22 protein-coding genes are annotated in these 22,689 nt (G+C 64.7%); 10 read left to right on the top strand and 12 right to left on the bottom strand.

The annotated features are described in order from the left end of the window. Positions 1 to 48: 48 nt before the first annotated feature. Entirely contained in the window at positions 49 to 1,836 is a 1,788-nt protein-coding gene (locus E4P29_RS23025) for a long-chain fatty acid--CoA ligase (RefSeq protein WP_167735588.1), read from the bottom strand. Positions 1,837 to 2,113: 277 nt separating this feature from the next. Between E4P29_RS23025 and E4P29_RS23020 the strand changes: the two genes are divergently transcribed. From E4P29_RS23020 to E4P29_RS23005, 4 genes are all read left to right on the top strand, one after another. Continuing rightward, positions 2,114 to 3,916 (top strand): DEAD/DEAH box helicase, encoded by a 1,803-nt coding sequence (locus E4P29_RS23020; RefSeq protein ID WP_032364895.1) that lies wholly within the window; start codon positions 2,114 to 2,116, stop codon positions 3,914 to 3,916. Between the two features lie 108 nt (positions 3,917 to 4,024). After that, a complete protein-coding gene (locus tag E4P29_RS23015) occupies positions 4,025 to 4,525 on the top strand; it encodes a 2Fe-2S iron-sulfur cluster-binding protein (RefSeq protein WP_032401318.1) in 501 nt (166 codons plus the stop codon). After that, a complete protein-coding gene (locus tag E4P29_RS23010; protein WP_135047326.1) occupies positions 4,522 to 5,535 on the top strand; it encodes a xanthine dehydrogenase family protein subunit M in 1,014 nt (337 codons plus the stop codon). Before E4P29_RS23015 ends, E4P29_RS23010 begins: the two co-directional genes overlap by 4 nt. Further along, the gene (locus tag E4P29_RS23005; RefSeq protein WP_135047325.1) at positions 5,532 to 7,604 is read left to right on the top strand and encodes a xanthine dehydrogenase family protein molybdopterin-binding subunit; all 2,073 of its coding nucleotides are present in this window, start codon (positions 5,532 to 5,534) and stop codon (positions 7,602 to 7,604) included. The genes E4P29_RS23010 and E4P29_RS23005 overlap by 4 nt, the downstream gene beginning before the upstream one ends. Before the next feature lie 35 nt (positions 7,605 to 7,639). On the opposite strand, the gene E4P29_RS23000 is transcribed toward E4P29_RS23005, so the two are convergent. From E4P29_RS23000 to E4P29_RS22985, 4 genes are read right to left on the bottom strand one after another with little or no spacing between them, the layout of a single operon-like run. Then, positions 7,640 to 8,386 carry an amino acid ABC transporter ATP-binding protein gene (locus tag E4P29_RS23000; RefSeq protein WP_135047324.1) on the bottom strand — a complete coding sequence of 249 codons (747 nt, stop codon included), beginning with the start codon at positions 8,384 to 8,386 and terminating at the stop codon, positions 7,640 to 7,642. Continuing rightward, positions 8,383 to 9,873, bottom strand: a complete 1,491-nt coding sequence (locus tag E4P29_RS22995) for an ABC transporter permease subunit (protein ID WP_135047323.1) — start codon at positions 9,871 to 9,873, stop codon at positions 8,383 to 8,385. The genes E4P29_RS23000 and E4P29_RS22995 overlap by 4 nt, the downstream gene beginning before the upstream one ends. 39 nt (positions 9,874 to 9,912) lie before the next feature. Further along, positions 9,913 to 10,395, bottom strand: a complete 483-nt coding sequence (locus E4P29_RS22990) for a RidA family protein (protein WP_135047322.1) — start codon at positions 10,393 to 10,395, stop codon at positions 9,913 to 9,915. 14 nt (positions 10,396 to 10,409) lie between these two features. Next, a complete protein-coding gene (locus E4P29_RS22985; protein WP_135047321.1) occupies positions 10,410 to 10,964 on the bottom strand; it encodes a histidine phosphatase family protein in 555 nt (184 codons plus the stop codon). Between the two features lie 78 nt (positions 10,965 to 11,042). Between E4P29_RS22985 and E4P29_RS22980 the strand changes: the two genes are divergently transcribed. Together E4P29_RS22980 and E4P29_RS22975 are read left to right on the top strand one after the other, a co-directional pair. Next, complete coding sequence (locus E4P29_RS22980) at positions 11,043 to 12,218, top strand: acyl-CoA dehydrogenase family protein (protein WP_135047320.1); 1,176 nt, start codon at positions 11,043 to 11,045, stop codon at positions 12,216 to 12,218. Positions 12,219 to 12,234: 16 nt separating this feature from the next. Continuing rightward, complete coding sequence (locus E4P29_RS22975; protein WP_135047319.1) at positions 12,235 to 13,362, top strand: acyl-CoA dehydrogenase family protein; 1,128 nt, start codon at positions 12,235 to 12,237, stop codon at positions 13,360 to 13,362. Between the two features lie 69 nt (positions 13,363 to 13,431). Here the strand turns inward: E4P29_RS22975 and E4P29_RS22970 are convergent, their stop codons facing one another. Further along, positions 13,432 to 14,241, bottom strand: coding sequence for an alpha/beta hydrolase (locus E4P29_RS22970; RefSeq protein WP_135047318.1), 810 nt, complete (start codon positions 14,239 to 14,241; stop codon positions 13,432 to 13,434). Between the two features lie 158 nt (positions 14,242 to 14,399). On the opposite strand from E4P29_RS22970, the gene E4P29_RS22965 reads away from it, so the two are divergent. Further along, positions 14,400 to 15,311, top strand: coding sequence for a phosphodiesterase (locus E4P29_RS22965; RefSeq protein ID WP_135047363.1), 912 nt, complete (start codon positions 14,400 to 14,402; stop codon positions 15,309 to 15,311). Here E4P29_RS22965 and E4P29_RS22960 read toward each other — a convergent pair. From E4P29_RS22960 to E4P29_RS22950, 3 genes are all read right to left on the bottom strand, one after another. Continuing rightward, the gene (locus E4P29_RS22960) at positions 15,308 to 16,729 is read right to left on the bottom strand and encodes a stealth family protein (protein WP_032364905.1); all 1,422 of its coding nucleotides are present in this window, start codon (positions 16,727 to 16,729) and stop codon (positions 15,308 to 15,310) included. The two genes, E4P29_RS22965 and E4P29_RS22960, sit on opposite strands and share 4 nt — an antisense overlap. A 231-nt stretch (positions 16,730 to 16,960) precedes the next feature. Continuing rightward, on the bottom strand, positions 16,961 to 17,323 hold the full coding sequence (locus E4P29_RS22955) for a VanZ family protein (RefSeq protein WP_135047317.1): 363 nt from the start codon (positions 17,321 to 17,323) through the stop codon (positions 16,961 to 16,963). A gap of 10 nt (positions 17,324 to 17,333) precedes the next feature. Further along, positions 17,334 to 18,002, bottom strand: a complete 669-nt coding sequence (locus E4P29_RS22950) for a class I SAM-dependent methyltransferase (protein WP_135047316.1) — start codon at positions 18,000 to 18,002, stop codon at positions 17,334 to 17,336. Positions 18,003 to 18,086: 84 nt separating this feature from the next. On the opposite strand from E4P29_RS22950, the gene E4P29_RS22945 reads away from it, so the two are divergent. Then, complete coding sequence (locus E4P29_RS22945; protein ID WP_135047315.1) at positions 18,087 to 18,560, top strand: phosphoribosyltransferase; 474 nt, start codon at positions 18,087 to 18,089, stop codon at positions 18,558 to 18,560. 1 nt (position 18,561) lies between these two features. On the opposite strand, the gene E4P29_RS22940 is transcribed toward E4P29_RS22945, so the two are convergent. Next, a complete protein-coding gene (locus tag E4P29_RS22940; RefSeq protein ID WP_167735587.1) occupies positions 18,562 to 19,596 on the bottom strand; it encodes an NADPH:quinone reductase in 1,035 nt (344 codons plus the stop codon). Positions 19,597 to 19,696: 100 nt separating this feature from the next. Here E4P29_RS22940 and E4P29_RS22935 point away from each other — a divergent pair, with 100 nt between their 5' ends. Continuing rightward, positions 19,697 to 20,206 (top strand): DinB family protein, encoded by a 510-nt coding sequence (locus E4P29_RS22935; RefSeq protein ID WP_135047314.1) that lies wholly within the window; start codon positions 19,697 to 19,699, stop codon positions 20,204 to 20,206. Positions 20,207 to 20,208: 2 nt separating this feature from the next. Here E4P29_RS22935 and E4P29_RS22930 read toward each other — a convergent pair whose 3' ends face one another. Together E4P29_RS22930 and E4P29_RS22925 are read right to left on the bottom strand one after the other, a co-directional pair. Continuing rightward, positions 20,209 to 20,703: an SRPBCC family protein gene (locus E4P29_RS22930; RefSeq protein WP_135047313.1), complete on the bottom strand. Its 495-nt coding sequence runs from the start codon at positions 20,701 to 20,703 to the stop codon at positions 20,209 to 20,211. Beyond that, a complete protein-coding gene (locus tag E4P29_RS22925) occupies positions 20,700 to 21,524 on the bottom strand; it encodes an SDR family oxidoreductase (RefSeq protein WP_135047312.1) in 825 nt (274 codons plus the stop codon). Before E4P29_RS22925 ends, E4P29_RS22930 begins: the two co-directional genes overlap by 4 nt. Positions 21,525 to 21,625: 101 nt before the next feature. Between E4P29_RS22925 and E4P29_RS22920 the strand changes: the two genes are divergently transcribed. Next, complete coding sequence (locus tag E4P29_RS22920) at positions 21,626 to 22,687, top strand: iron-siderophore ABC transporter substrate-binding protein (RefSeq protein WP_135047311.1); 1,062 nt, start codon at positions 21,626 to 21,628, stop codon at positions 22,685 to 22,687. Positions 22,688 to 22,689: the final 2 nt, after the last annotated feature.

The following is a 22,689-nucleotide window of genomic DNA, read 5'->3' as shown; positions in this document are numbered from 1 at the left end:
CCGACGCGATTGCTCGCGTCGGGCCCTTCGGCACTCGTGCTGGGCGATCTACGAGTAGATGGCCTCGATGTCGCTGCCACGTTCGGTGTGGATGATGTTGCGCTTGAGCTTCATCGTCGGGGTCAGCTCACCGGTCTCGACGGTGAAGTCGTTCTCGAGGATCGTGTACTTCTTGATCTGCTCGGGGTTGGAGACCTTCTTGTTGGCCTCGGCCACGGCCTTGTCGATCTCGGCGACGAGGTCGGCGTTCTTCGACAGCTCCGAGAACGGGATGTCGGCAGCGAGGTTGTGGCGTTCGAGCCAGCCCGGCATTGCTTCGGGGTCGAGGGTGATGAGCGCACCGATGAACGGCTTGGCGTCACCGACGACGAGGCACTGGCTGATGATCGCGTTGGCGCGCAGCGCGTCCTCGAGCACCGCGGGGGCAACGTTCTTGCCACCTGCGGTGACGATGATTTCCTTCTTGCGGCCGGTGATCGAGACGAAGCCTTCCTGATCGATCGACCCCAGATCGCCGGTGTGGAACCAGCCGTCGACGATCGCTTCGGCGGTGGCCTTCTCGTTGTGCCAGTAGCCGCTGAACACCACCGGGCCCTTGAGCAGCAGTTCGCCGTCCTCGGCGACCTTGACCGCGTGACCGTCGATGGGCTTGCCGACGGTGCCGACGCGCTGTTCCTTGGTGGTGTTGACGGTGACGGCCGCGCTGGTCTCGGTCAGTCCGTAGCCCTCGTAGACCGGGACGCCCGCGCCGCGGAAGAAGTGGCCCAGGCGAGCGCCGAGGGGGCCACCGCCCGAGACCGCACGATCGCAGTTACCGCCGAGGGCAGCTCGCAACTTGGAGTAGACGAGCTTGTCGAAGACCGTGTGCTTGAGATTGAGGACCAGGCCTGCGCCGCCCTTCTCCTGGGCCTCGCTCCACTCGATGGCCGTCGCGGCGGCCTTGTCGAAGATGCTGCCCTTGCCGCCGTCGTGTGCCTTCTGCTTGGCCGAGTTGTAGACCTTCTCGAACACGCGCGGCACCGACAGGATGAAGTTCGGCTTGAAGACGGCGAACTGATCCACCAGTGTCGACACGTCCGAGGTGTGGCCCACGGTCACCTTCGACTCGAACGAGCCGAACGACACCGCGCGGGCGAACACGTGCGCCATCGGTAGGAACATCAAGGTGCGGTTGCCCTCGCGCATGGAGTCGTGCAGCGCGATCTGGGTGGCCTGGACCTCGGCGTAGAAGTTCGCGTGTGTCAGCTGGACACCCTTGGGGCGGCCGGTGGTGCCCGAGGTGTAGATCAGTGTCGCGGGGGAGGCGGCAGTGACCTGGTGTCGACGGGTGTGCACGTCCTCGTCGCTGATTCCCGCGCCTCGGGTGGTCAGTTCGTCGATGGCTCCGCCGTCGATCTGGAGTACCTCGCGCAGTTCGGCGGCACCCTCGGTGACGTCCTTCAGGTTCGAGACGTGCGCTGCGGTCTCGACTACGAGCAGCTTGGTAGCGGAGTCCTCGAGGATCCACTGGGCCTGATCGGGCGACGAGGTCTCGTAGATCGCGACGGTGCACCCGCCGGCGGTCCAGATGGCGTAGTCGAGGACGACCCACTCGTAGCGGGTCGCGCTGAGGATCGCGACGCGGTCGCCGAGTTCGACGCCCGACGCGATCAGGCCCTTGGCCACGGCTATGACCTCTTTGGCGAACTGACCCGCGGTGACGTCGGTCCAGGTGCCGTTCACCAGGCGCTGGAACGGGACGAAGTTCGGTGATTCCTTCTGGTACCGGAAGACGGTGTCGGCCATGGATGCGTCGTCGGGAATGGTGAATGACGCCGGCACAGAATATTCGCGCACTGCTGGACCCCTTACGGATAAATAGCGTGGTAGTTGTGCATTTCATCACACCCGAGTCCGTAACGCACCACCGAGGTTGTCCGCTTTGTGAATTTTCGGTCGTTTTTCGGGGGAGGTGAGTGTGACTCGGGGTACAACATAACGGTGTCCGGTCGTGTGTCTCCGTCGGGTCGCCCTCGCAGGGCCGCGTGTGCGTGCCCCCATCACCGCTGTTTTCGTCACCTGATCAGCGCAGAAGGAGTCGCGGGGGCCGGGCAGGTACTAAACTCGGGTGTATATGAGCACTTCAGAATCTGATCAGGATGCCGCCGTGACGTCTGACGAGACGAGTTCGTCCCCTCCCGTCCACGCAGGTGAGTCTTCTTCGACAGCGGATGACGACATCACTTTTGCCGATCTCGGAATAGACGAGCGGGTCCTGAAGGCCCTGCGCGACGTCGGATACGAGAGCCCGTCGCCCATCCAGGCGGCCACCATCCCGCCGTTGATGGCGGGTAACGACGTCGTCGGCCTCGCGCAGACCGGAACGGGTAAGACCGCCGCGTTCGCGGTGCCGATCCTGTCTCGTCTCGATGTCTCGCGTCGGACGCCGCAGGCCTTGGTGTTGGCACCGACCCGCGAGCTGGCGCTCCAGGTGGCCGAGGCGTTCGGCAAGTACGCCACCCACATTCCAGGTCTGCACATTCTGCCCATCTACGGCGGTCAGGCGTACGGGATCCAGTTGTCCGGCCTGCGCAAGGGTGCCCAGATCATCGTCGGAACCCCGGGCCGTGTGATCGACCACCTCGAGAAGGGCACACTCGACCTCTCCGGGCTCGAATACCTCGTGCTCGACGAGGCCGACGAGATGCTCAAGATGGGGTTCCAGGAGGACGTCGAGCGCATCCTCTCCGACACTCCCGAATACAAGCAGGTCGCGTTGTTCTCGGCCACGATGCCGGCCGCGATTCGCAAGATCTCCAAGCAGTACCTGCACGACCCGGTGGAGATCACCGTCAAGACCAAGACGTCGACGGCACCGAACATCACGCAGCGCTACGTTCAGGTGGCCCATCAGCGCAAGCTCGAGGCGCTCACTCGAATCTTCGAGGTCGAAGAGTTCGAGGCCATGATCATGTTCGTGCGCACCAAGCAGGCCACCGAAGAGCTCGCCGAGAAGTTGCGCGCACGGGGATTCTCCGCCGCCGCGATCAACGGCGACATCGTGCAGGCACAGCGTGAACGCACCATCGGCCAGCTCAAAAATGGCCAGATCGACATTCTGGTGGCCACCGACGTTGCGGCTCGTGGTCTCGACGTCGACCGCATCTCGCACGTCATCAACTACGACATCCCGCACGACACCGAGTCCTACGTACACCGCATCGGCCGTACCGGCCGCGCGGGTCGCGCCGGTCAGGCCCTGTTGTTCGTTGCGCCCCGCGAGCGTCACCTGCTCAAGGCCATCGAGCGTGCGACGCGGCAGCCGATCACCGAGATGCAGCTCCCCAGCGTCGACGACGTCAATGCGCAGCGCGTCACGAAGTTCAAGGACTCCATCACCGAGAGCCTCGGCAACGAGAATCTGGCGCTGTTCCGCCGTCTCATCGAGGACTACGAGCGCGAGCACGACGTGCCGCTGGTCGATATCGCAGCAGCTCTGGCCATCCAGTCGCGGGACGGCGAAGCGTTTCTGCTCAAGCCCGAGCCACCTGCCCCGCCGCGGGCACCCCGCGAGCCTCGTGAGCCGCGGCCCCCTCGGACGTTCGACGAGGATGCAGCCAGTTCGCATCACCGCAAGACGGGCCAGGAGATGGCGACGTACCGGATCAGCGTCGGGAAGCGTCATCACGTCGCCCCCGGTGCCATCGTCGGTGCCATCGCCAACGAAGGCGGTCTGCGTCGAAGCGACTTCGGGCACATCAGCATTCGCCCCGACCATTCGCTGGTCGAGTTGCCTGCCGACCTCGCCGACGAGACGGTCGAGGCGCTACGCCGTACCCGCATCAGTGGCGTGCTGATTCAGTTGCAGCCCGATTCCGGTCCTCCCGGACGTAGCGGCGGTCCGCGCGGCGGCGGAAAGTTCAAGGGCAAGCGCTAGAGCGGCTTCGCCGCACGTGCACGGAACTTCGTAGCCCACTACGAAGTTCCGCGCACGACCCGCAGGCTCGAGCGTTTGGTGGCCCCGGGCCGGGGTATCTGCACCTGCATGACCAACGTCACTCTGCGTGTCAACGGAACCGATCGCGAGATCGACTGCGACACCCGATCCACACTGCTCGACGCACTTCGCGAGAACCTGGATCTCGTCGGGGCCAAGAAGGGGTGCGACCACGGTCAGTGTGGTGCCTGCACCGTCCTGGTCGATGGCCGACGGATCAACAGTTGCCTCACGTTCGCTGTCGCGCAGGGCGGCCGCGAGATCACCACGGTCGAGGGCCTCGCCGATGGCGACACGCTGCATCCCGTGCAGCAGGCTTTCGTCGACCGTGACGCATTCCAGTGCGGATACTGCACGTCCGGGCAGATCTGCTCGGCGGTCGCGGTGATCGAAGAGGCCAAACAAGGCTGGCCCAGTGCGGTCACCGAGGACCTCGAGGCCACCGACGTCGAGCTCGATTCCGGCGAAGTGCGTGAGCGCATGAGCGGCAATCTGTGCCGCTGCGGTGCCTACGCCAACATCGTGCCCGCAGTGCAGGACGCGTCATGAAAACATTCGAATACCGAACCGCCACTGCGATCGACGACGCTCTCGAACGCCTGGCGGGGGACGAGAACGCAATGTTGCTCGGTGGCGGCACCAATCTGGTCGATCTGATGAAGCTGGGTGTGGCCGCACCATCGGCGTTGATCGATGTGACGCGATTGCCGCTGCACGACATCGATGTCGCTGACGACGGAGCGCTTCGGATCGGATCCGGGGTGTCCAACAGCGATCTCGCGGTGCATCCGGTCGTCCGCCAGCGGTATCCGGTGCTCTCACGGGCAGTGTTGTCCGGGGCCTCGGGCCAGTTGCGCAACATGGCCACCACCGGCGGAAACCTGTTCCAGCGCACCCGATGCGTCTATTTCATGGACGCATCCAAGCCGTGCAACAAGCGCGAACCCGGTTCGGGCTGTCCGGCACGTAACGGCGAGCATCGAAACCTCGCCATCCTCGGAGCCTCGTCGTCGTGCGTGGCGACGCATCCGTCCGACATGGCCGTCGCGCTGTCGGCTCTCGACGCGCGCATCGTCGTTCGCGGAGTCGACGGTGAACGGAAACTCGAGATGGACGAGTTCTATCGGTTGCCCGGCGATGATCCGACGCGGGACAACACTGTCGCCCGAGACGAAATCGTCACCGCCATCGAAATTCCGAAGGCTGCCGACGGCACCGTTTCGACGTATCGGAAGGTACGGGACAGACAGTCGTACGCGTTCGCGGTCGCGTCGATCGGCGCTGTGCTCGACGTCGAGGACGGAATCGTACGTGGGGTGTCGATCGCGCTGGGCGGCGTGGCGCACCGACCGTGGCGGGCCCGAACCGCCGAACATGCATTGCTCGGAACCGCTCCCGACGAGGCGTCGTTCCGGGCTGCGATCACCGAGGAACTGCACGCGGCAGAGCCGTTGCGAGACAACGCCTTCAAAGTTTCGCTGGTCACGAACCTGGTGACGCGCACTCTGGTGGAATTGGCAGAGCTGGGCACACACGAAGAGTCGGGAGATCGGTCATGACGGCATCGATCGGCCAGTCGATTCAGCGCACCGAGTCCGTCGACAAGGTCACCGGCCGAGCGCGCTACGCAGCCGAGCAGCCGCCGATCGCCGGCCAGGTGTACGCCTGGTACGTGCCCGCGACGGTTCCCGCCGGGACGGTCGAGAACGTCGAACTCGCTGACGGAGGACCGTCGGTGCACGCGCTCTTGTGGCACGGCAACGCCGAGAAGCTGGGCGACGTGGAAGATGCAGAACTGCACGTGCTGCAATCGAATTCCGTTGCTTACCGCGGCCAGATCGTGGCCGTCGTTCTGGCCGACACCCTCCAGAATGCCCGCGCGGCTGCGGCCGCAGTACAGGTGCGTTACGCCGACGTTCGCTCACCCGACAACACCCTGAGCGCCGATCACAGCTCGCTGTACGCGCCCGAGTCCGTCAACGCGGGGTTCCCCACCGACGTCACGGTCGGTGATCCGGACGCTGCATTGACGACGGCCGAGCACGTCGTCGACCACTGGTACTCGACGGCTCCGATGCACAACAGTCCGATGGAACCGCATGCCACCACGGCTCGATGGTCCGATGGTGTACTCACGGTCTGGGATTCGACGCAGGCACCGTCAGGAGTTCAGGGCGATCTCGCCACGGCGTTCGGACTGGAACCCGAGAACGTTCGCGTGATAGCAGAGAACGTCGGCGGAGGCTTCGGAGCGAAGGGCAGTACACGGCCCAATGCGGTCCTCGCGGCCATGGCGGCGCGAGCAACCGGCAAGACCGTCAAGCTGGTCCTTCCGAGGCAGGCCCTGTTCGATGTCGTCGGATACCGCACCCCGACGCTCAATCACGTTCGCCTCGGTGCGGATTCGAGTGGCAAGCTGCAGGCCATCGCTCACGATTCCTTTCAGCAGACCAGCACGATTTTCGAGTTCTGCGAACAGACGTCGGAATCGACCCGGCACATCTACGCCTCGCCCAACCGCGCCACCACGCATCGGCTCGCCACCCTGGATGTCGGCACCCCGCGCTGGATGCGAGCCCCCGGAGAAGCGCCCGGGATGTTTGCCGTCGAGACGGCAATCGACGAATTGGCAACGGCCACCGGAATCGATCCGATCGAGCTCCGGATCCGCAACGAACCCGACGTCGATCCCGCGAGTGGAAATCCGTTCAGCTCCCGCAGCGTGGTGCAGTGCCTGCGCGAGGGCGCTCAAAAATTCGGCTGGGATCGTCGAGACTCCACGCCGGGCCGCCGCCGAGAAGGCAACACTCTGCTCGGAATGGGCGTCGCGACAGCGAGTTACCCGGTGCTGATCTCGCCGAGTACCGCGGCGGCGCGTGTCGAGCAGGACGGCACGATCACGGTGTCCGTCGCTGCATCCGACATCGGAACCGGTGCGCGGACCGTGCTGCGGCAGATTGCCGCTGATGCGCTCGAGGTCGACGCGGATGCCGTCACACTGGAACTGGGCGACAGCGCTCTGCCCAAGGCCCCCGGTGCCGGTGGATCCTCGGGCACCTCCTCCTGGGGCTGGGCGGTCACCAAGGTCTGTAACGCATTGCGGGACCAGGGACCGTTGCAGCCGGGTAACTCCGCCGAGGCCGATACAACCGATGACGTCGAAGCGCAGAAAGAGCTGGCGCGCATGGCCTTCGGTGCCCAGTTCGCCGAGGTGGCGGTCGACGTCGACACCGGTGAAGTACGCGTGCGCCGGATGCTGGGTGTGTTCGGCATCGGCAAGGTGATGAATCCACGGCTGGCCCGGTCGCAGCTCATCGGCGGCATGACGTTCGGACTCGGAATGGCGTTGATGGAGAGCGGCATCGTCGATCACGAATTCGGCGGCTTCGCCAACCACGACCTCGCCGAGTACCACATCCCGGCGTGCGCGGACGTCACCGATCTCGACGCCGTCTGGATCGAGGAGGTCGACACCGAGCTGGCACCGATGGGCGGTAAGGGAATCGGTGAGATCGGCGCGGTCGGTTCCTCGGCAGCCATCGGCAATGCGGTCTATAACGCCACCGGCGTCCGAGTCCGCGACCTCCCGATCACCCTGGACAAGGTGCTGACGCAGTGGAGTGGTTAAGTGCCCCAGGCGGCACTTAACCACTCCACTGGCCGCTAGGCCAATATCCGCTGCAGGAACTGTCGAGTACGGGGCTCGGTCGGGTTCGCGAGAACCTGCTCGGGCGTCCCGCGTTCGACGACGACGCCGTTCTCGAGGAACAGCACCTGATCGGCCACCTGCTGGGCGAAGCGGATCTCGTGGGTGACGATCACCATCGTCCAGCCTTCGGCGGCAAGGCCTTTGATGACGCCCAGTACTTCGCCGACCAGTTCGGGATCGAGCGCGGAGGTCGGCTCGTCGAACAGCATCAGTTTGGGGCGCAGGGCGAGGGCCCGGGCGATTCCGACGCGTTGCTGTTGGCCGCCGGAAAGCTGGAACGGGTACTGGTCGGACTTGCCGTCGAGACCGATCTGATCGAGGATCGCGTGAGCGTCGCGAGTGGCGTCGTCTTTGGCCCGTTTCTGGACGATCACCGGTCCCTCGATGATGTTCTGCAGCACGGTCTTGTGGGGAAACAGATTGTGGCTCTGGAACACCATGCCGCTCTGTGCGCGGAAGTGGCGCAATCGCGCGGCGTCCACGGGCTCGGCGAAATCGACCGACACGTCGCCGATGCGGATCAGGCCGGCATCGGCTCGGTCGAGAGCGTTGAGCGTTCGCAACACCGTGGTTTTGCCGGAGCCGGACGGCCCGATGATGACGGTGACGGTGCCCGACGGCACGGTGAACGAGACGTCTTTCAGTACTTCGATCGGTCCGAACGACTTCTTCAGTGCGGAAACTTCCAGCAGGTCTGTCATTTGGCCACGTACCTGTCGAGTCGGACTTCGAGTTTGCCTTGGAAGAACGAGAGAATTATGCAGATCACCCAGTAGTACAGGGCGGCAACGGAGTACAGCGTGAAGAAGTCGAAGGTCGGAGCCGCCGCCAGCTGTGCGACGCGCAGCAGTTCGGTCACCAGGATGGTCGACGCCAGCGAGGTGTCCTTGACCAGCGAGATCAACGTGTTCGACAGCGGGGGCACGGCAGTGCGCAGTGCCTGCGGAAGCACGATGCGCTGCAACGTGGTTCGGTATCCCATGCCGATCGTTTGCGCGGCCTCCCACTGGCCCTTGGGCACGCTCAGTATCGCAGCGCGAATGACTTCGGCCGCGTAGCCGCCGACATTGAGCGAGAACGCCACGACCGCCGCCGGAAACGGCGAGATCACAATGCCGAATTGCGGCAGGCCGTAGAAGATGATGAACAGCTGCAGCAGTAGGGGAGTGCCGCGAATGATCGAGACGTAGAACCGAGCCACTACGGCCAGTGGCTTGATCGAAGAGATTCGGGCGAGTGCCACGGCGAGGGCGATGACCAGTCCAACAACAAAACTGACGGCGGTCAACGGGATCGTCATGGTGACCGTCGCCTTCAGCATCGGCCACAGGTTGTCGAGCACCAACTGCATCTTCGACGGCGCAGTGGTTCCTGCGTCCTCGCTCACCGGTGCCGCGGTGTCGGCGGTCGGTGCCGCGACGTCGCTGCCGAAATACTTCTTCGAGATCTCCGCGATCGTGCCGTTGTCCCGGAGGGTGTCGATGGCGGCGTCGACCTCGTCCATCAGGCCACTGTTCTTGCGGGCCACGAAGGACTGCAGCGTCGTGTCGCCCGTGTTTCCGGACACCCGCACTCCCGTGTCGCCGGTCTGCTGCAGGTATTCCGCGATGGCGAGCGAGTCGTTGACGGTGGCGTCCACCCGGCCGTCCTTGACGAGGGCGACTGCTTGGACGAATCCCTCGACCGCCTCGACGTTCGCGCCCGCGTCGGCAGCGACCTCGGCCCAGTTGCTCGTCGACGATTGGGCGGTGGTCTTGCCGGCCAGATCGGCTGTCGAGGTGATCGTGGTGTTGTTCGCGGCGGTGAGAATCTGGCCTTCGGACACCGTGTAGGGCTTGGACAGGTCGTAGGCCGACTGCCGGGCGGGGGTGATCGACACCTGGTTCGCGATCAGGTCGAAGCGTTGCGATTGCAGGCCGGCGAAGATCGAGTCGAAGGGGGTTTGCACGAAGTCGACGCGGACGCCCAGTTCGTCGCCGACCGCGTTGATGACGTCGATGTCGTAGCCGGTGAGTTGGCCGTCCCCGCCCTGATAACTGAACGGGCTGTACGTGCCCTCGGTGCCGACGACGAGCACACCGTCGTCGCGTACTCGGTCCAGGAGGGACTGCGACGACGAACTGCACCCGGACAACCCGAGTATGCCGATCAGAATCGCGACCAGAACCAGAGAGGATCTGCGCACCATCTAGGCCTGCTTTCGCTGTAAAGACGAGTGGAGAAAAACCTACCCGTCGATCTCCAGTTCCGCTGACACGACGACGGTGTTGTTCATCGGCAATGCGGCCGCTCCCAACGCAGTCCGCGCGTGCGCACCGACCTCCGGTCCGAAGATCGCCAACACCAGATCGGAGAACCCGTTGACGACGGTGGTGGTCTGAGTGAAGCCGTGATCGGCGTTGACCGAGCCGGTGACGGTCAGCCACGCGCTGATGCGGTCCAGGTCGCCGAGGGCTCGGGCGAGGCTGCCCAATACCGCGAGCGCGGTGTCACGCGCGGCGTCGGTGGCGGCGTCGAGGTTCACCTCGGACGGCACCGCACCGAACGGGCCGGCAAGGGTTCCGTCCGGTGCGAGGGGCGAGTGACCCGAGACGAACACTCGGTTGCCGCGCACGCGAACCCAGTCGAAGGAGAACTCGAATCCCGGTGGCGCGCTCGGTTCACCGGGCAGCTCGAAGCCGAGTTCGGCGATGCGACGTTCGATCTCCATGGACGAAAATCCTGTCAGACCGCAACGCCGTTGATGGTGCGAACCGTCCATCGGGTGCCGTCGTGTTCGAGTGTGGAGACACCGGCGTTGAGTATTCGGGGGGAGTGTCGTCGACGGATGGCATCGAAGATGGCTCGAATGACGCCGCCGTGGGCCACCGCGATCACCGCCGAGTCGGGATAGCGAGAGGCGATCTCGTCGACGGCTCGCACGCCCCGGACAATCAGATTCGATCGCGGCTCAAGGCCCGGGTATCGCCCGTCCGGCCAATGCGAGTACGCGTCCCAGTCGGTGAATCCCTCGGCGTCACCGAAGTGACGCTCGGCCAGATCCGGGAATTCGGCGGTACGGGTCATGCCCAGATGAGCCCCGATGATGTCCGCGGTTTCCGCGGCCCGGACCAGCGGCGAACTGACCAGGTGATCCCACGTACGAAACTCCAGTTCGTAGCCCGCCTCGCGGGCCTGAGCGCGCCCGGTGTCGTTGAGTGGGATGTCCGAGGAGCCCTGCAGGCGGCCGTGCAAATTCCAGTTCGTTTCACCGTGCCGAACCAGCGCCAGAAAAGTCATAGTGAGCGGAGAATATCCCAGAGTTACCAGGGAGTACGGTCGATACCGAGATAAGCGAACGAGCACGGAGGATTGTCGATGAATCTTGCCCTGACAGAAGAAGAGGCCGCGTTCCGCGACGAGATGCGGACGTTCTTCACCACGAAGATCCCCGCCGAGATTCGCGAGAAGAACGCGACGGGTCAGGAGTTGAGCAAGGACGAAGTGGTCACGACCATGCGAATCCTGAACGAGAACGGCCTGGCAGTACCGCACTGGCCTGCGGAGTTCGGTGGCCGCGACTGGTCTGCGGTGCAGCGCCACATCTGGCTCGACGAAATGCAGCTGGCCTCGGTACCCGAGCCGCTGGCATTCAACGCGTCGATGGTCGGCCCGGTCATCGCGACGTTCGGGTCGCAGGAGATCAAGGAGAAGTTCCTGCCGAAGACGGCGAACTTGGACATCTGGTGGTGTCAGGGCTTCTCCGAGCCCGAGGCCGGATCGGACCTTGCTTCGCTGCGTACCACCGCCATTCGGGACGGCGACGACTACATCGTCAACGGCCAGAAGACGTGGACCACCCTCGGCCAGTACGCCGACTGGATCTTCGCGTTGGTACGCACCAACCCCGATGCACCGAAGAAGCAGGCCGGAATTTCGTTCCTGCTCATCGATCTGAACACCCCCGGCATCGAGATGCGTCCCATCAAGCTGGTCGACGGCAGCGTCGAGGTCAACGAGGTGTTCTTCGACAACGTCCGCGTCCCGGCCGAGAACCTCGTGGGCGAGGAGAACCAGGGCTGGAGCTACGCGAAGTTCCTGCTCGGCAACGAGCGCACCGGCGTCGCCCGCGCCGGGCACACCAAAGTTCGACTGGGACAGGCGAAGAAGCACGCCGCGCAGACCAAGGCCGGCACCGGGACGCTGCTCGAGGATCCACTGTTCGCGGCCAAGCTGGCCGAGGTGGAGAACGAACTGCTCGCCCTCGAGCTGACTCAGCTGCGGATGGTCTCGAGCTCGGACGACGGCAAGCCGAACCCGGCGTCGTCGATTCTCAAGCTCCGTGGATCCGAATTGCAGCAGACCACAACCGAACTGCTGATGGACATCGCCGGGCCGGACTCCTTGCCCTACGAGGCAGGCGAGGACATCGAGAGCGACGGTTGGGCGCAGCGGTCGGTACCGAACTACCTCAACTATCGCAAGGTCTCGATCTACGGCGGCTCGAACGAGGTTCAGCGCACCATCATCGCGTCGGCGATTCTCGGACTGTAAGGGAGCATCTGAAGACATGGATTTCGAACTCAACGAAGAGCAGAAACTGCTGCGCGACACCACCCGTGAGGTTCTCTCGCGCGCCTACGACACCGAGAAGCGCAACAAGATCGTGGCCGGTGAGCTGGGGTGGAGCACCGACGTCTGGAAGCAGCTGGCCGAGGTCGGTCTGCTGGGTCTGACGTTCAGCGAGGACGACGGCGGTATGGACGCCGGTCCCGTGGAGATCATGGCGGTCATGACCGAGGTCGGACGACGGCTCGCGCCGGAGCCCATTCTCGACGCCGTTCTGGTGCCCGGCGGGCTCATCTCCGAGCTCGGCTCAGCCGATCAGCGCAAGCGACTTCTGCCACCCGTGGCCGAGGGCTCGTCGATGTTGGCGTTCGCGCACAACGAATCCGGCAGCCGCTGGCCCAACGTCGAGGTCGCCACCACGGCGACCGAGGACGGTGGATCGTGGTCGATCAGCGGCGTCAAGAACCCGGTTCCGCACGGCGGCAGCGCTGACGTCATCGTCGTCAGTGCCGTGCTCCCCGGCGGTGGAACCGGATTGTTCGTCGTCGACGGCGACGCGACCGGGCTTACCCGCAAGTCGTACGCCACCCACGACGGTCAGCGCGCCGCGCAGATCGAATTGTCCGACGTTGCTGCAGAACCGCTGGGTTCGGCCGAGAACGCAGCCGCGGCGATCACCGGTGCCGAGGTGCGCGCACAGGCCGCACTGTGTGCCGAGGCAGTGGGAGCAATGGAGGAGGCGCTGCGGCTGACCACCGATTACCTCAAGCAGCGCAAGCAGTTCGGGGTTCCGCTGGCCAAGTTCCAGGCGCTCACCTTCCGTGCGGCGGACATGTACGTGCTACTCGAGCTGGCCCGCAGCATGAGCCTCTACGCCACGATGTCGTTGGCGGACGGCAATGTCGACACGACCATCGCCTCGCGCGCCAAGCTGCAGATCTCGCGTTCCGGTCGCAAGATCGGCCAGGAGGCAATTCAGCTGCACGGCGGAATCGGCGTCACGGCCGAATATCCCGTCGGGCACTACACCAGTCGGCTCGTGGCCATCGAGCACACCCTCGGTGGGGCCGACGAGCACCTGCGCATCCTGTCGGACAAGGTCGCCGATCACGACCTCATCGGAATCTGATCCGGTAAAAGGACACGGGCCCGGCCACCTCGTCCAGGTGGTCGGGCCCGATCTCGTCTCTCGGACGCGTCAGCTACCCGAATCCGCCTGCACCACAAGGTCGGCCACAGCTGCGGGGTTGGAAACCAGGATCGCGTGCGAGCCCGGAACCTCGGTCACCCGGGCCCCGGCCCGCTGCGCCATGAACCGCTCGGCAGAGGTCGGGATGATCTGATCCTGCTGGGGGATCAGCGCCCACGACGGGGTGTGCGCCCAGGACGGCGGACCGCTCGGTTCCAGCAATGCACCGGCAGCGATGGTCTTCTGGTGAGCGGCCATGCGGGCGGCCTGCTCCTCGGTGACGTCGGGGGCGAAGAACGGACGGAAGAGCGCGGGCGTGATGTACGAGTCGACGTTCTTGCCGATCAGGTTGGTCGAATCGTCGACGATCGACAGCCCGATCACGGGTGGGACCAGAGCCGTCACGGGGAATCGGAACGGGTCGAGTTCGAGGGCGACGGGTTCGTCTTCGACCGGCATGAACGCCGCGACGTAGACCAGAGCCTCCACGTTGTCCGCGTGCACGTTGCTGATCACCGTGCCGCCGTAGGAATGGCCGACCAGCACCACGGGCCCGTCGATGTTCTCGACGACGTCGGTCACCGAGGCCGCATCGATCGCCGGGCCGCGCAGTGAGTTCTCGGCGGTGACGACGGGGTAGCCGCGGCCGCGTAGGTCGGCCGCGACACCGTCCCAGCTGGTGCTGTCGGCGAAGGCACCGTGCACGAGGACAACGGTCGGCAGGCCCTGCGCGGCGGCCGGAGCCACCCCGATCCCGAGCATCGTGCCCACGGTCAGTGCCGCGGCTGCGAGCAGGGAGGTCCACTTGGAAGACGTCATGTTCTCAACCTGCCACACGCCAGGAGTTTCCACGGTGTTCACCGTCCGGATTCGACCAGCTTTTTCTCAGTGAACGCTCGTATGCTTGGCTTGTGGCAGTGGCGTTCGCCCGACCGGGTGATCGTGAAACGGTAGGTCCGATCGTGAGCGAGAGTTCGATGAAGTCTCGGATGGCCGAGTACCCACGTCCCCATCACTGCTTGTTGCACATCAGCGACACGCATCTCGTCGACGGCGGCGGTCGCTTGTACGGCGGCGTGGACAGTGAGTTGCGGCTCGAACAAGTGATGACCGATGTTCGGAACTCGGGGGTGCGGCCCGATGCGTTGGTGTTCACCGGTGATCTGACGGACAAGGGCGAGGCGGGTGCCTACGAGAAGCTCCGCGCTCTGGTCGAGCCGGTGGCCGAGGAGCTCGGCGCGCAGATCGTCTGGGCGATGGGCAATCACGACGACCGCGCGACGTTCCGTCGGACCCTGCTCGACGCCGAACCGAGCGGGCAGTCCATCGATCGCGTGCACGACGTCGACGGGCTTCGCATCGTCACCCTGGATACGACGGTCCCCGGAAAGCATCACGGTGAGCTCGCCGCCGAGCAATTGGCCTGGCTCGCGGACACTCTCGCAACCCCTGCCGAGTTCGGCACCATTCTGGCGATGCATCACCCGCCGGTGCCGACCGTGCTCGATCTCGCAGTTCTGGTCGAGCTCATCGATCAGCCGCGCCTGGCGGACGTGCTGCGCGGCAGCGACGTGCGATCGATACTCGCAGGGCATCTGCACTATTCGACGACAGCGACGTTCGCGGGCATCCCCGTCTCGGTCGCCTCGGCCACGTGCTACACCCAGGATCTCAATGTTCCCGCCGGCGGGTTACGCGGTCGCGACGGAGCCCAGGGCTACAACCTGGTTCACCTCTACGACGACACCGTCGTCCACTCGGTGGTACCGACGGGCTCGTACGACACTGTGGGAGAGGCAGTGTCGGCAGAGGAGACCGCGCGCCGGCTCGACGCAGCGGGAGTGACCATTGCCGACAGCGCCCGTCGAAAGTTGTTCAGCGACGCCTAGTTCGGGGTGCGTTCCCACGGCGCGACGATGGGGAAGTACTTGTCCAGGAACTGCGTCACGGTGCGCGTGCGCAGATCGAGGTCGACCTCCGGAAAGCTGCCGTCGTTGAGGCAGAAGAAGTCGACCGATCGCTTGGGCAGCAGCTTCTCCATCAACTCGAGACCCGCGACGGACGTGGTGTCGATGTACCGAACCTTCGCATCCTTCTGGACCACGGCGCGTCCGCTCATCAGCGCGTAGTAGTGGTACAGCGAATTCGTGACCGAGATGTTCGTACTCGCGCGGAATGCACTGGCAGCGGTGGAGGCGAACTCGTCGGGGAACTCGTTCTCCATTTCCTGCATCACGCTGCGGCGCAACGGCGTTGCCGCATGCTCGAGGTGCCGGGTGGTCGTCATCCCGAAGCGGTCCTGCAGGATCCGACGGTTCACGCGAGCCGCGTTCTCGAAGCCGCTGCGGTCGGCGTCGCTGTAGCCCAATCCGATTCGCGTCGTCGCCTCGATGAACATGCTGATTCCGCCGGGGGAGAAGAACATCGACGGGCTGACGGGGCGACCGAAGAACATGTCGTCGTTCGAGTACAAGAAGTGCTCGGACAACCCGGGGATGTGGTGCAGCTGGCATTCGACGGCCTGCGAATTGTGCGTCGGCAGTACGGAGGTATCGACGAAGAACGCCTCGCTCGGCACGAACGTCACCTTGGGATGGTCGGCGAGCCACGCCGGCCTCGGGGAGTCGGTGGCGACGAAGATGCGCCTGATCCACGGTGCGTACAGGTGAATCGACCGCAGTGCGTACTTCAGCTCGTCGATCTGCCGGTACCGGGCGGCCGAATCGTCGCCTTCGCCGACGACGTAGTTCGCCATCCGACGGGCGCGTTGAGCCTGGAATTCCGCGGACGAACCGTCGACCCACGAGAACACGATGTCGATGTCGAAATTGATGTCCGACGCGTGGTCGGCGAACATGTTCTCGATGGTCGGCCAGGTCCGGCCGAAGCGCTCGACGGTGCCGCGGACGGCCTCGTCGGGCCGGATGTTGCGGCGAGTGAGCGAGTTCTCGATCGGCAGCACGATCTCGGACGGTGAGAACGACCACAGCTCGATCTGCACCGCGGTCGACGCGCCGTAGTAGAGCCCGCTGAACGGCTCGACACGTGGGCGGTAGAGCCGCACGATGCGCGCGTTCGACGACGGCGACAAGGTGCCATCGGCTACCAGTACCGCTTTTCCGCGGGCGTCGACGGTCTTGGAGTAGAAGGGCTCGGCGCGGCAGGCATGCACCAGGGCCGTGGTCAGTGCCTCGCGAGCGGCCAGTTCTATGGCGATGACGGGACGCTCGTCGTTGCCACGCACCAGTAGGTACTTGATCCGCGCGGCGTCGAGCACGGCGCGCACGAACAGCAGATCTTCCACCATCGCCTGGTGCGGGGTGGTCGAGGTGATGGTCAGTGCGTAGCGGCCGTCGTGGCTGACGACGTCGGACCGTTCGCTCAAGCGCGCGGCGGCAGCGTCGGATTCTCGGGTGACGGCATCGTTGGTCTCGTGCTCCGGTGGAACGAGGTAGATATCGTGCGGGGCAGAAGACGAGGTGATGACGTTCCTTCCGGAGTGTTCGCGCTGGCCGAGGAACCCCGGTGCCCTCTCAGTCTAGTGCAGGTGCGGTGCCTTTCGGACGCGCTGCGGTAGAACCCTGCTCGCTGCGACCAGGCCCAGTGCGATACCGACGACGTCGGCGAGTGCGTCGGCGGCCGATCCGGAGCGACCGAACGGCAGGATCGCCTGCAGGAACTCCGATACCACTGCGAACGCCGACACCCACAGTGCGGTCTTCACCCAGCCGATGCCGGCGAGTCGGGAGGTGTAGGCGAGAGCAGCGAACAGGATGCAATGAATGATCTTGTCGCTGTGCTGAAAGCCGGACGGCACCCCGGACGCGGGGGTGAAGAGAACGATCAGCGCGACGACGAACGTGACGGCCAGGGGAATTCGGTACGTCGACTGCGAGATCACTGCGAAGAGTTTACCGGCGCTGCAGCACCACCACTGTGTCGATTCGCTCGTCGCCGTCCGGCGTCGTCCGGGTGCGGTGTTCGGCGTGAATCACCTCGAACCCGTCGCCCGCCGCAGCGACGACCGGCTCCGGTGCGAACAGTCGGTGCTTGGCCGGGTGCTGCGAGGCGTGGCTGTCGCTGGGACTGTGCCCGACGATCAGTAGACGGCCCTTCGGCGCGACCGCCGCGGCGAACCTGCGGGTGGTCAGTTCCAATTCGTCCGGCGGCACCTGCAAGAAGTGCACCGACACCAGATCGAACGCCGCGGCCGGGGGAGTCCAGTCCAGTACGTCTTCCTGACGCCAATCCACCGCGAGCGTCTGTGACCCGAGTGCCTGCTGTGCGGCGCGAGCGCGGCCCAGGGCGACATCGGAGATGTCGACGCCGGTCACGTTCCATCCTTCGCCGGCCAGCCAGAGTGAGTCGGCACCTTCACCGCAGCCGATGTCCAGGGCGCGGCCCGGAGTCAGCTCGGACGCTTCCTGTACCAACACGGCGTTGGGATTTCCGCTCCAGATGGCGGTGCGTTGGTTGTAGAGGTTGTCCCAGAACGATTCGTCGAAGGTGCCGTTCTCGAAATCGGGTTCTGGGTGGGTCGGGTCGGCGGGATGGGTGTGCGCAGGTGTGTGGTCGGCCATGGTTCGAGATTGCCCGCTGTCGTCCCCGAGCGCAAACGAATTTGCTCATTCGGCAAAAATAGGCCTTGGGTAAAGTAATCCGTCATGACCGAACCGGAACGCGAAGTACTGACGTGGGAGACCTTCGGAGACGCCTCGCGCGACCTGACGAGGAAGATCGTGGACGACGGGTTCGTTCCGGACATCGTCATCGCAATCGCCCGCGGCGGACTCATCCCTGCCGGTGCCATCTCCTATGCGATGGGCGTCAAGGCAGCGGGCACCCTCAATGTCGAGTTCTACTCCGACATCGAAGAGACCCTGCCCGATCCCGTTGTGCTCGAACCACTTCTGGATACCGACGCGATCGTCGGCAAGAAGCTGCTCGTGGTCGACGACGTCGCCGACTCCGGCCGCACCCTGGCTCTGGTGATCGATCTACTGAAGGCGCACACGGCCGACGTGCGGTCGGCCGTGATCTACACCAAGCCCAGAACCATTGTGCAGCCGGACTACTCGTGGCAAGAGACCGACAAGTGGATCAATTTCCCGTGGTCCACGTTGCCGGTCATCACCTGAGTTATTCGGTGGAGACGTCGATCAGCACTTTGCCGACGGTTCCGTTCTCCACGGCGTCGTGAGCAGCCGCGGTCTCGCTCAGCGGGAAGCGGTGCAGTGGCAGGCCGGTGGCTTCGCCCACCTCCAGCACACCTGCTGCCGCCGCTGCGCTGACGTCCGCCTCGGCGTTGCGAAGAGCCTCGTCGCCCACGGTGTAGAGCAGCACGAACTGGTAGCGAGTGTTGAGCACCATGTTCGGCCGGACGTCGAGGGTGATGGTGTCGCCGCCGTTGTTGGCGTAGACGGCAACGGATGCTCGGTTCGCTCCCACGGCCGCGTTGAGTGCGGCGTTCTGTGCGGGAGCGACCTCGACCACCAGATCGATTCCACTGGGCACCAATTCGCGGATTTCGGCGGCGGCGTCTCCGGTCTTGTAGTTCACCACGTGGTGCGCGCCGGCAGCGGTGGCCAGTGCGCCCTTCTCCGGTCCGCTGACGGTCGTCACCACGGTCGCGCCTGCCCAGCGGGCCAACTGGATCGCGGCATGGCCGACGGCACCGGCGCCACCGGCGACCAGAACCGACTTGCCTTCCAACGCGCCGGGATGCAAGCGAGACGGGCCGTCCTCGGACACCGTCAGTGCGCGGTGCGCCGTCATCGCGGGTACGCCAAGGCTCGCGCCGACGTCGAAGCTGACGCCGTCGGGGAGAGGAACGACTCGTGACGCGGGAAGGTTGGTGAACTTCTGCGCCGTTCCGGTCGGACGCTGATGCTGGGCCAGGTACACCCAGACACGATCTCCTACGGAGACGCCGTCGACATCAGAGCCCACGGCGTCGATCACTCCGGCACCGTCCTGGTTCGGAACCACCTCGTCGAACGCCAGCTTCTCGCCCGGTCCGGAACCGGTTCTGTTCTTCCAGTCCGTCGGATTGACGCCCGAGACCACGACGCGCACGCGCACTTCGCCTGCGGCCGGCTCGGCCACCTCGCGATCCTTCGGCTCGAGGACGGACGAATCGCCGGTGCGGGTGTACACAATTGCTGGAGAAGTCATATTCGGTCCAACGCGCTCGGCCCGGCTCGATGTTCCCCGTGGCCGCATCGGGGTATGCATGAGGGGTTATCAGTGCTGTCAGAGAAGAGATGGATCTTTCATGAATCACAACGACCTGCTCACCGACGCGTTCGGCCGGATCAAGGAACTCGTTCACTCGGTGTTGGACGACATCCCCACTGCCGCGTTGACCTATCGGCCCGACGCCGATGCCAACAGCATCGCGTGGTTGCTGTGGCACCTGACGCGAGTGCAGGACGACCACATCGCGGGTGTGGCCGGGAGCGAACAGGTCTGGACGTCGGACTCGTGGTTCGAGCGTTTCGGATTGCCGTTCGACAAGTCCGACATCGGGTACGGCCAATCGTCCTCCGACGTCGCTCAGGTCACCTCGAGCCCCGAGTTGTTGCGCGAATACCACGACGCCGTGCACTCGAAAACCGTTGCGTACCTGAGCGGTATCTCGACCGACGACCTGGACCGGATCGTCGACGAGAACTGGGATCCGCCGGTCACGTTGGGTGCGCGCTTGGTGTCCGTGGTCTCCGACAACCTTCAGCATGCCGGGCAGGCGTCGTACGTTCTCGGCCTGTACACCCGGCAGGCCTAGCGTCAGGCGTAACGCTTCTGCAGGTTCTCCAGCGTCTTTCGGATGTTGCGACGCTGGAACTGCGGGAACGTCTTGCCGCTGGTGACGATCTTGTCGAACGCGAGCGCCAGGGCATCGGGCCATTTCGTTCTGTCGTCGGTCCAGGTTTCGGTGACCTTTGTGCCGCCCGCGACCGGCTCGAAGTCGTATCGCCAGGTTGCGTTCGCGCCCTTGATCTTCGGAGCGCTCTTGCCGATGGCGTGGACGCGGAACTCGAAGGTCTTGCCTGGGTCGGCTGCGGTCACGGTGCAGCGAGTGATCCACTTCGCCCTGCCGCGCTTGTTGGTTCCGTCGAATACCATTCCCACGTAGGCGCTCTCGCGAGGATCGTGCACGGTGGCACCGGTATTTTCGGGACTCCACTGGCCCATCTTGGTGGGGTCGCTGATCGCAGCGTAGAGGGTGTCGGCGTCGGCGTTGACAATGACGCTGTCGGACACTGTGAATTCGCGGCTCATGAGGATGCGCCGTTCTTCAGGCCTGGATGAATACGAGTGAGCATGGGCACCAACAAGGTTCGCGGGGTGATCTGGGCGAAGATCGATCCGATGCGGTTGGCGGGCCCGGGGATCGACACCATGCGTCCCTTGGTCATGTCGTCGACGGCAGTCTTGGCCACCGTTTCTGCAGACACCCACATGATCGATGGCAGTGCCTTCTCGGCGTCGTCTTTCGCGAAGCCCGCGGCCTCGCCGAAACCGGTTTGCACCGGTCCGGGGCACAGCGCGGTGGCGGTCACTCCCGTTCCGCGCAGCTCTCCTGTCAAGGACTGTGTGTAGGAGAGAACGAACGCCTTGCATGCGCCGTATCCGGCCTGGCCGGGAAGCGGCTGGAACGCGGCGGTGGAGGCCACGTTCAGTAGAGCGCCGCGTCGTCGCTCGGTCATACCGGGGAGGAAGCGAGTGCACAGATCGGCGACGGCAACCACGTCTACCTCGATCATGTTCATCTCTGCTTCCGGATCGGATTCGACGACTGGGCCGAGTGTCGACAGCCCGGCGTTGTTCACCAGTATGTCCGGTATCAGGCCGAGTTCGGTGATGCGCCCGAGCAATTCGGCGCGGGCGCTGCGATCGGACAGGTCTGCTGCCAGCACCTCGGCGCGAACTCCCCGCGAGCGGAGCTCGTCCGCAAGTTCGTCGAGCTTGTCGGCGCGGCGGGCGACGAGGGTGACTCCGTGACCCCGGGAGGCAAGTTCGCGAGCGATGGCAGCACCGATTCCGGAAGATGCTCCGGTCACGACGGCAGTCCGGTCGGGTGCGGGGCGAGGAAGGCTCATGCCTCCACCGTAGCGAACGCCCGCTGTGCAGCGCATTTGAAACTGAATGAGAGGTTAGCCTAGGGTTACTTTAACGTCCCTTTGCTTGTCGAAAGGTAATCATGTTTTCTGCTTCACCGGCCGGTCGACGGACTGCGCGCCGCGCAACCCTGCTGTCCGCGCTCACGGTGTCGGCCCTTGTGGTCGGCGCATGCTCGAGTACCGATACCGCCGACGAGCCGCAGGCGGGAAGTGACTTCGCGGCTGTCACCATCGATTCCGCGCTGGGGCAGGCGGTCATCACCGAGAAGCCGGAGCGCATCGTGACACTCGGTCAGGGCTCGGCGGAGACGGCCATCGCGCTGGGCACCGTCCCTGTCGGTGTCGAGGAGTACTCGTGGGGTGCCGACGACACCGGCTACCTGCCGTGGGTGCACGACGCGGTCACCGAATTGGGGGCCGAACTTCCCCAGCAGTTCACGGGTGGAACCGAATTGAACGTCGAGGCCGTCGCGGCGCTCGAACCGGATCTGATTCTCGCACCGTGGTCCGGGGTCACGCAGGATCAGTTCGACAAGCTCAGTGCCTTCGCCCCGGTGGTCGCCTACGAGGAAAAGCCGTGGACCACGACGTGGCAGGACCAGATCACCGTCATCGGCAAGGCAATGGGCGAGGAACAGAAGGCTGCGGAGGAGATCGACAAGATCGAGAACCGCTTCGCCGACGCCGCGGCGCAGCACCCCGAGTATGCGGACGTGAGCTTTTCGTACATCTACAACACCGGTCCCGGAACGCTCGGAGTGTTCCTCGCCGACGAGCAGCGCGTCGCGATGGTGCGCGGTCTGGGGCTGCAGGTCGATCCGGTGGTGAACACGCTCGACGAGACCGAGGGCACCGACTCGTCGGTGATCGGCTTGGAGAACGCCAATCTGTTGAACGATTCCGACCTGATCTTCACCTTCTACTCCGATCCGCAGAACCGCACCGACACCGAGAATCAGCCTGCCTACAAGCAGATTCCAGCTGTGTCCCGCGGTTCGGTCGTTGCGCCGACGGATCAGTCCTTCGTCACCGGGTCGTCGATCATCAATCCGCTGACGGTGCCGTGGGCACTCGAGCGATATGTGCCGATGATCGACGAGGCTGTTGCGAAGGTCGACGCCGGCATGGCTTCGACCAATTGAGC

Source organism: Rhodococcus sp. 1R11, from assembly GCF_004563845.1.
Lineage (GTDB): Bacteria > Actinomycetota > Actinomycetes > Mycobacteriales > Mycobacteriaceae > Rhodococcoides.
Note: the sequence above shows the minus strand (reverse complement) of the source record. Positions and strands in the feature narration are given on the sequence as shown.

Excerpts from the sequence above, each read along its gene's own strand:
- E4P29_RS23020 (WP_032364895.1), top strand. The coding sequence starts at position 2,114 with ATGAGCACTTCAGAATCTGATCAGGATGCCGCCGTGACGTCTGACGAG.
- E4P29_RS23015 (WP_032401318.1), top strand. The coding sequence starts at position 4,025 with ATGACCAACGTCACTCTGCGTGTCAACGGAACCGATCGCGAGATCGAC.
- E4P29_RS23010 (WP_135047326.1), top strand. The coding sequence starts at position 4,522 with ATGAAAACATTCGAATACCGAACCGCCACTGCGATCGACGACGCTCTC.
- E4P29_RS23005 (WP_135047325.1), top strand. The coding sequence starts at position 5,532 with ATGACGGCATCGATCGGCCAGTCGATTCAGCGCACCGAGTCCGTCGAC.
- E4P29_RS23000 (WP_135047324.1), bottom strand. The coding sequence starts at position 8,386 with ATGACAGACCTGCTGGAAGTTTCCGCACTGAAGAAGTCGTTCGGACCG.
- E4P29_RS22995 (WP_135047323.1), bottom strand. The coding sequence starts at position 9,873 with ATGGTGCGCAGATCCTCTCTGGTTCTGGTCGCGATTCTGATCGGCATA.
- E4P29_RS22990 (WP_135047322.1), bottom strand. The coding sequence starts at position 10,395 with ATGGAGATCGAACGTCGCATCGCCGAACTCGGCTTCGAGCTGCCCGGT.
- E4P29_RS22985 (WP_135047321.1), bottom strand. The coding sequence starts at position 10,964 with ATGACTTTTCTGGCGCTGGTTCGGCACGGTGAAACGAACTGGAATTTG.
- E4P29_RS22980 (WP_135047320.1), top strand. The coding sequence starts at position 11,043 with ATGAATCTTGCCCTGACAGAAGAAGAGGCCGCGTTCCGCGACGAGATG.
- E4P29_RS22975 (WP_135047319.1), top strand. The coding sequence starts at position 12,235 with ATGGATTTCGAACTCAACGAAGAGCAGAAACTGCTGCGCGACACCACC.
- E4P29_RS22970 (WP_135047318.1), bottom strand. The coding sequence starts at position 14,241 with ATGACGTCTTCCAAGTGGACCTCCCTGCTCGCAGCCGCGGCACTGACC.
- E4P29_RS22965 (WP_135047363.1), top strand. The coding sequence starts at position 14,400 with ATGAAGTCTCGGATGGCCGAGTACCCACGTCCCCATCACTGCTTGTTG.
- E4P29_RS22960 (WP_032364905.1), bottom strand. The coding sequence starts at position 16,729 with ATGGTGGAAGATCTGCTGTTCGTGCGCGCCGTGCTCGACGCCGCGCGG.
- E4P29_RS22950 (WP_135047316.1), bottom strand. The coding sequence starts at position 18,002 with ATGGCCGACCACACACCTGCGCACACCCATCCCGCCGACCCGACCCAC.
- E4P29_RS22945 (WP_135047315.1), top strand. The coding sequence starts at position 18,087 with ATGACCGAACCGGAACGCGAAGTACTGACGTGGGAGACCTTCGGAGAC.
- E4P29_RS22940 (WP_167735587.1), bottom strand. The coding sequence starts at position 19,596 with ATGACTTCTCCAGCAATTGTGTACACCCGCACCGGCGATTCGTCCGTC.
- E4P29_RS22935 (WP_135047314.1), top strand. The coding sequence starts at position 19,697 with ATGAATCACAACGACCTGCTCACCGACGCGTTCGGCCGGATCAAGGAA.
- E4P29_RS22930 (WP_135047313.1), bottom strand. The coding sequence starts at position 20,703 with ATGAGCCGCGAATTCACAGTGTCCGACAGCGTCATTGTCAACGCCGAC.
- E4P29_RS22925 (WP_135047312.1), bottom strand. The coding sequence starts at position 21,524 with ATGAGCCTTCCTCGCCCCGCACCCGACCGGACTGCCGTCGTGACCGGA.
- E4P29_RS22920 (WP_135047311.1), top strand. The coding sequence starts at position 21,626 with ATGTTTTCTGCTTCACCGGCCGGTCGACGGACTGCGCGCCGCGCAACC.